Origin of the sequence: Flavobacterium sp., from assembly GCF_020217025.1 — a bacterium.
Taxonomy (GTDB): Bacteria; Bacteroidota; Bacteroidia; order Flavobacteriales; family Flavobacteriaceae; genus Flavobacterium.
In genome coordinates this window covers 1-10000 of record NZ_JAIWOF010000150.1, presented here as the reverse complement: position 1 = coordinate 10000, position 10000 = coordinate 1, and the positions used below count along the sequence as shown (strand labels likewise).

At 32.4% G+C, this 10000-nt stretch carries 9 protein-coding genes; 5 read left to right on the top strand and 4 right to left on the bottom strand.

Annotated features, from left to right (window positions below):
* Positions 1-42: 42 nt before the first annotated feature.
* The 3 genes from LDL23_RS07605 to alaS form a co-directional block, all read right to left on the bottom strand.
* A complete protein-coding gene (locus LDL23_RS07605; protein WP_291265161.1) occupies positions 43-480 on the bottom strand; it encodes a lipocalin family protein in 438 nt (145 codons plus the stop codon).
* A gap of 58 nt (positions 481-538) precedes the next feature.
* A complete protein-coding gene (locus tag LDL23_RS07600) occupies positions 539-1375 on the bottom strand; it encodes a hypothetical protein (RefSeq protein ID WP_291265160.1) in 837 nt (278 codons plus the stop codon).
* A gap of 203 nt (positions 1376-1578) precedes the next feature.
* Positions 1579-4215, bottom strand: coding sequence for an alanine--tRNA ligase (gene alaS / locus LDL23_RS07595; RefSeq protein WP_291265159.1), 2637 nt, complete (start codon positions 4213-4215; stop codon positions 1579-1581).
* Between the two features lie 176 nt (positions 4216-4391).
* Here alaS and LDL23_RS07590 point away from each other — a divergent pair, with 176 nt between their 5' ends.
* Genes LDL23_RS07590 through LDL23_RS07570 form a run of 5 tightly spaced genes read left to right on the top strand, consistent with a single transcriptional unit; the run spans position 4392 to position 7584 of the window.
* Complete coding sequence (locus tag LDL23_RS07590) at positions 4392-5369, top strand: M23 family metallopeptidase (protein WP_291265158.1); 978 nt, start codon at positions 4392-4394, stop codon at positions 5367-5369.
* Positions 5370-5420: 51 nt separating this feature from the next.
* Positions 5421-5753: a MerR family transcriptional regulator gene (locus LDL23_RS07585; protein ID WP_026724163.1), complete on the top strand. Its 333-nt coding sequence runs from the start codon at positions 5421-5423 to the stop codon at positions 5751-5753.
* Positions 5754-5787: 34 nt separating this feature from the next.
* The gene (locus LDL23_RS07580) at positions 5788-6390 is read left to right on the top strand and encodes a LemA family protein (protein ID WP_291265162.1); all 603 of its coding nucleotides are present in this window, start codon (positions 5788-5790) and stop codon (positions 6388-6390) included.
* The gene (locus LDL23_RS07575) at positions 6390-6827 is read left to right on the top strand and encodes a TPM domain-containing protein (RefSeq protein WP_291265157.1); all 438 of its coding nucleotides are present in this window, start codon (positions 6390-6392) and stop codon (positions 6825-6827) included. The genes LDL23_RS07580 and LDL23_RS07575 overlap by 1 nt, the downstream gene beginning before the upstream one ends.
* A gap of 1 nt (position 6828) precedes the next feature.
* Positions 6829-7584: a YgcG family protein gene (locus LDL23_RS07570; protein ID WP_291265156.1), complete on the top strand. Its 756-nt coding sequence runs from the start codon at positions 6829-6831 to the stop codon at positions 7582-7584.
* 162 nt (positions 7585-7746) lie between these two features.
* On the opposite strand, the gene LDL23_RS07565 is transcribed toward LDL23_RS07570, so the two are convergent.
* Positions 7747-10000 (bottom strand): outer membrane beta-barrel protein (locus tag LDL23_RS07565; RefSeq protein WP_291265155.1); only part of this gene is annotated, 2254 nt, incomplete at its 5' end.

Here is a 10000-nt window from a genome sequence, read left to right as displayed (position 1 = left end):
ATTGAAAGGAGATTTTAAGTGAATTTTAAATTTATAGTTTTTCTAATTTCTTGTATAAGTTGATCTATACACGAAAGTTCCTTCAGGTTCCGAAACAGTTTCTCTTAATATTAATTCGTTTGAAGTTAAACTTTCAATAACGTATTCATATTCATAAATCCTGGGGTCGAAATTTGTATTCGTAACCGTAAGTGTATTTCCATTTAAAAACCATAATGAAGTTTCAATTTCATCTAAACTACATTCCGTATTATAACCATTAAAAGTGATTTCTCCATTGTTAAAAAATTCTTGAAAATCTTTATTAGTTGTGCAATCATGTGTGTGATTTTCAAATGTACCATTATTAGTTGTTCCACCCTTTAAATACCATTTTCCTAAAAGATTTTCCGAATTAATAGCTATTCCGTCTGAATCGTCACTTGAACAAGAACTCAAAATAACCATTAAAAAAGCAAAAAGATAAAGTGTTTTTTTCATAAGAATAAAATAAGTGAATTTTTTACATAGCGATAATGTGATTTTCAAATTTTATTCACTAATTATATGTACATAAGATTTGTGTATTTGTACCTCCATTTATTTTATTACTTTTTGTAGGTAAATTATTGTTGCCATATTCATAAGAAAACAATGAAATTGTGCCAGAATTTTCTAAATTATTACCACTTCTTATTGTCGTAGAGACAACATTGTTAGTAGTGCCCCAGTTGGGTGCAAATCCATAATCATCATTGATATTATGACTTAGATAATAAATACTACCATAAAAAGCATTAAAAAGTTTTAATTTTTTAAATCCTAATATTCCAGTATAAGGATGTTTTTTATCATCATAATTATATGTTATTTCTTTTCTTACCGGTTGACCTAATGACCAATTATTGTCTAATCTTTTTAGTACGTCATCTTCATTAAAAGAAATGGTTCCATATCCGCTAAGATTATTCCGGTAATGATGGGTATAATTTGCATTATTATCGTCAACATAATCAAAAGTAATAATTTGTTCAATGCTACCATCATCTACTTCATCTATTTTTATATTGATTAACCTTTCCTCATTGTCATATTCTAAATAAAGTGACCTTTCAAATTCTAAATCTGAACCGTTCCAAAAAATCCAGACATCAATTTTTGTAATTAAATCTCCTGTATAATGAAACTCTTTTTTATCACTTTCAAAATCAATAATTCGTACTAATTTATTACCATCAGTATATTCAAGATTAAATTCATGATTTTCATAACTATCATTAAAGTCAGAACCAATAAATTTCATTTTACTAATTAAGTTACCTTGAAATTCATCTTCATTAGCACAAGAACTCAATATAACCGTTAAAAAAGCAAAAAGATAAAGTGTTTTTTTCATTGAAATACAATTAGTTAAATTTATACAAATCAAAAAAAAAAAAACGATTTTCCAAATTTTTACAAAAAAATACCGACAGAATTTTATTTTTATCGGTATTTTAATATTAATTCTCCTTGTCATCCTGAACTTGTTTCAGGATCTAAAATAATCTGTATTCTTGAGATGCTGAAACAAGTTTAGCATGACAAAGTTTTTAATTGCTATTTTAAATATTCAACCGCTTTCTCCAATGCCTCTTTAATTCCATTCACATTTTTCCCTTTTCCTGAAGCGAAGAAAGGTTGTCCACCACCGTTTCCGTCGATTAGTTTTCCTAATTCTCTGATTACGTTTCCAGCGTTTAATCCTTTTTCAGCGACTAATTCTTTTGAAATGTAGCAGTGAATGTTTGGTGCATTATCTTCAATAGAAGCTAAGAATACAAATGCATTTGGTTTTGAAGTTCCAATAGCTTGAGCTAAATCTTTAGTCGAACTCATAGATAAATCTACTTGTTTCGCTAAAAATTGGATTCCGTTGATTTCTTGGAAATCGGCAACTAAAGTATTTTTTAATCCTTCGATTTTTTCTTTAACTAATTGCTCTAATTGTTTTTTCAATTTCGCATTGTCATCTTGTAGTGAAGCAACGGATTTTAAAACATCTTGCGGATTTTTCAATACTTCTTTGATTTCCGCTAACGTGTTTTCTTGCGAAGTGTAAAAATCTTTCACAGCATCACCCGTAATAGCTTCTATACGACGAATTCCAGCCGCAACAGCTCCTTCTGAAACAATTTTGAAATGCCAAATATCTGCGGTGTTTTTCACGTGAATTCCACCACATAATTCTTTGCTATCTCCAAATTCAATCATACGAACATTATCGCCATATTTCTCTCCAAATAATGCCATTGCACCTTTGTCTAATGCTTCTTTGATTGGAATATTTCTGTGTTCTACCAATTGTAATTGTGCTTCAATTTGTTGATTCACACTTGCTTCAACTTGATGTAATTCTTCATCCGAAACTTTAGAGAAATGCGAAAAGTCAAAACGTAAGTAATTTGGATTTACCAATGAACCTTTTTGTTCTACATGCGTTCCTAAAATATTTCTCAAAGCCAAATGCATCAAATGCGTAGCCGAGTGATTTTTAGAAGTTGAAGTTCTTAAATCGGTATTTACTTTTGCTATAAATCCAGCTTCCACATTTTCAGGAAGTTGTTTTGCGAAATGTAAGATTAAGTTGTTTTCTTTTTTTGTATCGATAATTTCGATGGTTTCGTTTGCAGAAACTAATGTTCCTTTATCACCAACTTGTCCACCACCTTCTGGATAGAATGGCGTATTATCTAAAACAATTTGGTACAAAACACCATCTTTTTTAGAGTCTACTTTACGAATACGTGTGATTTTAACGTTGTTTTCTGTTTGGTCATAACCAACGAATGTTTCCACGTTTCCGTCAATTAAAACTTTCCAGTCGTCAGTAGTTACTTCTGAAGCCGCACGAGAACGCGCTTTTTGTTTTTGTAATTCAGTTTCGAATTCGGTTTCGTTAAACGAATAGCCTTTTTCTTTTAAAATCAAAGCCGTTAAGTCTTTAGGGAAACCAAACGTATCGTACAATTCGAAAACTTTTTCACCCGAAACTTCTTTTCCAGATGTTTCAGCAACTACTTTATCTAATAATTGTAATCCTTGTTCCAAAGTTCTTAAGAAAGACGCTTCTTCTTCACGAATTACATTGGTAACCAATTGTTGTTGGGATTTAATCTCAGGGAAAAATTCGCCCATTTGATTTGCTAAAACTTCCACTAATTTGTTGATGAAAGGTTCTTTCGTCCCTAAAAACGTAAATCCGTAACGAATCGCACGACGTAAAATTCTACGAATTACATAACCAGCTCCTGTATTCGAAGGCAATTGTCCATCAGCAATAGCAAAAGCTACCGCACGAACGTGGTCTACAATTACACGAATCGCAATGTTGGTTTTGTTTTGTACTTCTGATATATTTTTTACTTCGTTTGAAGTGTATTTTAATCTAGTAATTTCCTCAACTTTCGCGATAAGCGGAGTGAAAACATCCGTATCGTAATTCGAAGTTACATTTTGCATCGCCATACACAAACGCTCAAATCCCATTCCGGTATCTACGTGTTGTGCGGGTAATTTTTCTAATGAACCATCGGCTTTACGGTTGAATTCCATAAATACGTTGTTCCAAATTTCCACTACTTGCGGATGATCAGCATTCACTAATTCTCTTCCTGAAACAGCATTTCTTTCAGCATCAGTTCTTAAATCGATATGAATTTCCGAACATGGACCACACGGACCTTGGTCGCCCATTTCCCAGAAATTGTCTTTTTTATTTCCTAAAATGATACGGTCTTCCGAAACGTATTGTTTCCAAATATCAAACGCTTCTTGGTCAAATGGAACGTTCTCTGCTGGGTTTCCTTCAAAAACAGAAACATATAAACGGTCTTTGTCTAACTTCAATACTTCAGTTAAGAATTCCCAAGCCCAAGCCAATGCTTCTTTTTTGAAATAATCGCCAAACGACCAGTTTCCAAGCATTTCAAACATGGTGTGGTGATACGTATCAAAACCTACATCTTCTAAATCATTGTGTTTTCCCGAAACACGAAGACATTTTTGCGTATCGGCAATTCTTGGACTTTTTGGAGTTCCATTGCCTAAGAAATATTCTTTGAATTGGGCCATTCCCGAGTTGTTGAACATCAAAGTTGGGTCGTCTTTTAAAACGATTGGCGCAGAAGGAACAATTAAATGTCCTTTCGATTCAAAAAAATTAAGGTATGCTTTACGAATGTCTTGCGATTTCATTATCAATAATTTAGATCTGTTTTTATTTGTTTATTGTGATGCGGAAACGAAAGGAAATGTTCAAAAAAATAGCCCAACTAAAAATAAAATAGCTCAAGAATGAAACATTTCTTAAATTTGTTCGTATAACCTATGTCAATCAATAAATTTGGCACAAAAATAGTATATTTTCATATATGTCGAAGGTAAAATATTATTACGATTCAGAAAATTTAGCATACAAGCGCATTCAGACAAGAAAAAGGAAGAAGTTTGGCTATGTTGTATTGTTTTTGGTGTCTTCGGCTTTGTTTGGATTTTTGATTTTTTTACTATTGATTAACACCAGTTATTTTGAAACACCAAAAGATAAAATTCAGGCTAGAGAAATTGAAGCTTTAAAATTGAATTATACTGTTTTGAACAAAAAGCTGGATTTGATGGACGATGTGTTGGAAGCTATCGAAAACAGAGACAACAACATTTACCGAATTTATTTTAACTCGACACCGATTTCAGAAGAAGAACGAAAAGCGGGATTTGGAGGCGTTAATCGATATAAAGATTTACAAGGGTTTAATAATTCTGAATTAATCGAAAACACTACAAAACGAGTGGATGTTTTAACGAAAGAGTTGGTGATTCAATCGAAATCGTTAGATGAAATTGTAGCGTTAGCGAAACAGAAAGAGAAGTTATTGGCGGCTATTCCAGCAATACAACCGGTGAAAAATGAAGATTTAAAGCACATGGCTTCGGGGTATGGTTATAGAAGTGATCCATTTACTAAAATTAGAAAATTCCATTACGGGATGGATTTCACAGCAAGAACGGGAACACCAATTTACGCAACTGGGGATGGAGTAGTGTATAAAGCAGACGCTTCGTTGTCAGGTTACGGAAATCATATTGAAATTAATCATGGGTTTGGCTATAAAACCTTGTATGCGCATTTGAGTAAATACAATTGCCGCCCAGGACAGCGTGTAAAACGTGGAGATATTATTGGTTATGTCGGAAGTACAGGAAGAAGTCAGGCGCCGCATTTACACTATGAAGTGTTTAAAGGAAGCGAACGTGTAAATCCGCTGAATTTCTATTACGGAAGTATTTCAGCAAAAGAATACATTGAAATTTCAAAATTAGCGAACCAAGAAAACCAATCGCTGGATTAACGATTTCAGAAGTTTTGAACTTGTAATTGAATTTGAACTTGAACTTGAAAAATGCATTTAGAATTAGCACCAAATAAAAGATATTACAGCATTGGCGAAATCGCTAAAGCATTTAATGTAAACGCTTCCTTAATTCGTTTTTGGGATAAAGAATTTGATATTCTAAAACCAAAGAAAAACGCCAAAGGAAATCGCATGTTCACACCAGAAGATGTAAAAAATTTGCAATTGATTTATCATTTGGTAAAGGAACGCGGATTTACATTAGAAGGAGCCAAAACACATTTGAAAGAAGGTCAGAAAAAAACCTTAGATAAATTTGAAATTATCAGCAAATTAGAAACAATTAAAGCACAATTGAATACCATTAAAAATCAACTATAAACAATAAATTAAACTTTTAAAACTTAAAAAAATGATGAGAAAATTTTTGCCTTTTATTATCGGTGGTGGATTATTATTAGTCCTTGTATTTTGGTTCTTTAGTATCAAAAACGGAGCTGTTCGTGTAAATCAAGAAGTAAATAAAGAATGGGGAAATGTAGAAACTTCATACCAAAGAAGAAATGACCTTATTGGAAATTTAGTGAAAACGGTTCAAGGTTCGGCTGATTTTGAAAAATCTACTTTAGAAGCCGTAATCAAAGCACGTTCTGAAGCAACTTCTGTAAAAATTGATCCAACGAATATGACGCCAGAACAATTAACACAATTTAATCAAGCACAAGGAAACTTAAATAGTTCTTTGTCAAGATTATTAGTTACTGTGGAACAATATCCTGATTTAAAAGCAAATCAAAACTTCTTGAAATTACAAGACGAATTGGCAAGTACTGAAAATCAAATTTTAACAGCAAGAACGCGTTTTAATGAGGCAGTTCAAAAATACAACAACTACATTTTGGTTTTTCCTAATTCAATGTTCTTAGGAAACTACAAAGAAAAACCATATTTTGATGCAGTTGCTGGCGCTGAAAAACCAGTTGATGTAGAATTTGACTTTAATAAAGAGAAAAAATAATGTCTAAAACAGAAGATTTCTTATCAAAAGCAGACGAACAAGAAATTGTTCAAGCGATTATTGAAGCGGAAAAAAACACTTCGGGAGAAATCAGAGTGCATTTAGAAGAACATACCCAAAAATCACCTCTTGACCGAGCTCAGGAGGTTTTTTTTGAATTGAATATGCACGAAACACAGGACCGAAACGGAGTACTGTTTTATGTAGGTGTTTCGGATAAAAAGTTCGCTATCATTGGTGATGAAGGTATTGATAAAGTAGTGGAAGCTGATTTTTGGGATGGTACTAAAGATGTTGTGATTGCTAATTTTAAAGAAGGAAATTTCAAAAAAGGATTGGTGGAAGGAATCCTAAAAGCTGGCGAACGATTGAAAAAATATTTCCCTTATCAATCAGATGATACCAACGAATTGTCTAACGAAATCTCAAGAAGTTAATATGAAAAAGTTATTTTTATTTGTATTAGCTTTTAGCGGATTGATGGCCCAAGCCCAGTTTGATATTCCGAAAAAACCTAGTTTTCAAACAAGTGTTTACGATTATGCCGATGTTTTAAATCCGACAGAGGAAAAAGAATTAGAGAACAAATTAATTCGTTATTCGGATTCGACTACGACTCAAATTGTAGTCATCACAATTGATGATTTAAAAGGAGAAGATATTGGGATTTTAACTCCAAAATGGGGACATGAATGGGGGATTGGTCAAGAAAAAGAGGATAATGGAATTCTGATTTTACTTTCCAAAAACGATAGAGAAATTTGGATTGCTCCAGGATACGGAGTAGAAGATAGACTGACTGCAGGTATCAATGGAGAACTTATTCGAAACATCATCATTCCTGAGTTCAAAGCCGGAAGTTATTACAACGGTTTAGACAAAGGTGCCGATGCGATTTTTGAAGTCTTAAAAGGAAAATACAAAGGTTCTAGGAAACAATCTGGCAAGGATTTCCCCATTTTACCTATTATAATTTTTGTTTTTATCCTAATATTGATAATTTCAAAAGCGAGTAAAGGAGGAGGAAATTCTGGCGGAGGTTCACGTGGTTTAGATTTAACCGATATTATTATTTTGAGTAGCCTTGGAAGAGGGAGTGGTGGCGGAAGTTTCGGTGGCGGTTCATCAGGAGGCTTTGGCGGCGGCTTTGGCGGCGGCGGTTTCTCTGGTGGTGGTGCTGGCGGAAGTTGGTAGTTTAAAATTAAATTCCAAGACTTTGTCATTCCGATGAAATAGGAATCTCCTACGAAGCAGGCTTACTTAGAGCAAAGCGAAAATAAACTTGTACTTGATTTTTGAACTTGTACTAGTATTTTAAAAAAAAACTCGTTAGTATTGCTAACGAGTTTTTTTTGTTTAATTCATAATTATTAAACCTCCATCCTTTTTCTTACCTCCAAATTTTTCTAACTTATAGGTTAAAGAAAACATAGCATATTGTTGTAAAACAGTATTTTCCATATCAGTAATGGCGGTTGGTGTTATGGTCCTTGTTGCACTAATGTTTTGGTTTAAAACATCATATACTTTAACTTTGGCTAATAATTTGTCTTGGAAGAAATTATAACCTAAACTCAAATTCCATAAGTAAAAATCTTTTTGAAATCCAGCAGCAATATTAGAATTGTAGTTGTAGCCAAAATCACTTCCTAAAACCACTTTTTTAGGCCAATAACTTGTGATTTCTAACTTCACACTGTGTTTGAAATTTTTAGTATTATCAATGATATAGTTGGTGTAGTCATTAGTAATATAGGTGTATCTATAAGATGGGCTAATCGTAATCATCTCATCAATTGACCATGATAAATTAGCTCTTGGATTTAGTGTCAATCCTTTAGATTCAAATAATTCTGAGTTGGTCAATCCTTGATCGTAATTGTAACCTAACTGCATTCCAAATCCGTATTTAAATGTTCTTTTTTCTTTTTTAAATGATTTGTTTAAACTAAAACCAATGTAGGTGTTGTAAGCCCTATCTATATTTTGATAGGTTGTGGTTGCTTTAAAATCGCTATCATAAGTTGTAGAAGCTACAATTTGATTAACATTATAATCGCCTCCTGCATATGCATAAAAGCCACTTCGAGAAGCATAATCATAATTATTGAAATTGGTGTAAATCGAATAATTTTCATTTGGTTTTAAATCGGAGTTACCAATGATGGTATTTAATGGATTGCCTAAATTTTGAAAGGGTAAAATTTGATTAGCACTAGGTAAATTTACTTCATAAGAATAGTAACTGTAAAGCGATTTTGATTTACCCAATGTTATACTTATATATCCATTCATATTAGGATACATATAGCTTTTATTGACTTTAGTGGTGTTGTTTAAATAAGTAGATTGGTTGTTAAAATTAATTATTTCAGTTCCCATAGAAAGGCTACCTCTAATTTTCTTTTTTTGCAAACTAATTCCAACCATCGGAGTTACCGAAGATGTTGTTGAAGTTATAGTATTTGAAAGCAAATCGTTGTAAATGGAGTATGTGTTGAATCCATTATCAAAATCATAAGTAGTTCTTAAATCTTTAGCATTTTTATAATCGTAAAAGACTTCAAAATTAAAAATAAGTGAATCTCTTAATGGCTCTGAATATCCAATTTTTGCTTTAAAATTATCTTTTTTAGAAGCATCAATCCTAAATTGATTTCTATCGTCATCAGAGTTACCAGATTGAAAAAAGGTTGTCGTAGTTTTAGTAATTAATTCAGAATCATTTTTGTTGTTTTCATTATTTATGGATGCACTAATTCCTCTTCCTTTTTTCTTTAATCCTTTGTAGAAATAAATATTGTTTTTAAAAGTATTGTTTTGACTCGAAGAATTATTATCACTTGTGTTTTGATTAAGTGCTGCTCCAGTATCATCAAATGTGGTATCAAAACCTGAATTACGATTTTTAATATCGCTTTTAGAAAAACTTGGGCTAATGTATAGGGTTGAAGTAGAGTCTAATTTTATTTCAAAATCTGCAGCAATGTTATGTCCATCTGTAATCGATTTTGATGTAGATTCGGCTAATGTGTTTGTGTTGCCTGTAGGGAGCAAATTGATTCTATTGGTTCGATTTTTATTGTTGGTTTCTGCGTTTGAATAATAGTAACTTCCGTTTGGATTGATTTTCTTTTTTGCCCATTCATCTGCAAAATTTACACCTAGCATATTAGATTGAGTAATTCCGTTATTACCTCCAAATTGCATTCCATTAATACCAAAACTACCATTGTCGTTTACCCAAATGGAACGATTTCTTCCGCCACCCATGTTGTCAAAAATCTCATCCATTGAAAAGCCTATAGAGTTGATGTTATTTGACGAGCCTAAGACACTTATTTTTTGCGTATCCTTGAAATAATTAAAAAGTAAACTCGATTCATATCGTTCATCTGTTCCATAACCAACATTAGCTTTACCAAAAACACCTTTGTTTTTATCTTCTTGAATGGTTAAATTAATGGTCTTTTCGTCTGAAGTTGCGTTTTGTCCTGATAACTCTTGCTCTTTCGTTTTGGTGTCAGTGACTTGAACTTTACTAATTATTTCAGCAGGTAAATTTTGTGTTGCAATTTTCCCGTCTTTTCCAAAGAAAGGTTTTCCGTTA

Excerpts from the sequence above, each read along its gene's own strand:
- LDL23_RS07605 (WP_291265161.1), bottom strand. The coding sequence starts at position 480 with ATGAAAAAAACACTTTATCTTTTTGCTTTTTTAATGGTTATTTTGAGT.
- LDL23_RS07600 (WP_291265160.1), bottom strand. The coding sequence starts at position 1,375 with ATGAAAAAAACACTTTATCTTTTTGCTTTTTTAACGGTTATATTGAGT.
- alaS (WP_291265159.1), bottom strand. The coding sequence starts at position 4,215 with ATGAAATCGCAAGACATTCGTAAAGCATACCTTAATTTTTTTGAATCG.
- LDL23_RS07590 (WP_291265158.1), top strand. The coding sequence starts at position 4,392 with ATGTCGAAGGTAAAATATTATTACGATTCAGAAAATTTAGCATACAAG.
- LDL23_RS07585 (WP_026724163.1), top strand. The coding sequence starts at position 5,421 with ATGCATTTAGAATTAGCACCAAATAAAAGATATTACAGCATTGGCGAA.
- LDL23_RS07580 (WP_291265162.1), top strand. The coding sequence starts at position 5,788 with ATGAGAAAATTTTTGCCTTTTATTATCGGTGGTGGATTATTATTAGTC.
- LDL23_RS07575 (WP_291265157.1), top strand. The coding sequence starts at position 6,390 with ATGTCTAAAACAGAAGATTTCTTATCAAAAGCAGACGAACAAGAAATT.
- LDL23_RS07570 (WP_291265156.1), top strand. The coding sequence starts at position 6,829 with ATGAAAAAGTTATTTTTATTTGTATTAGCTTTTAGCGGATTGATGGCC.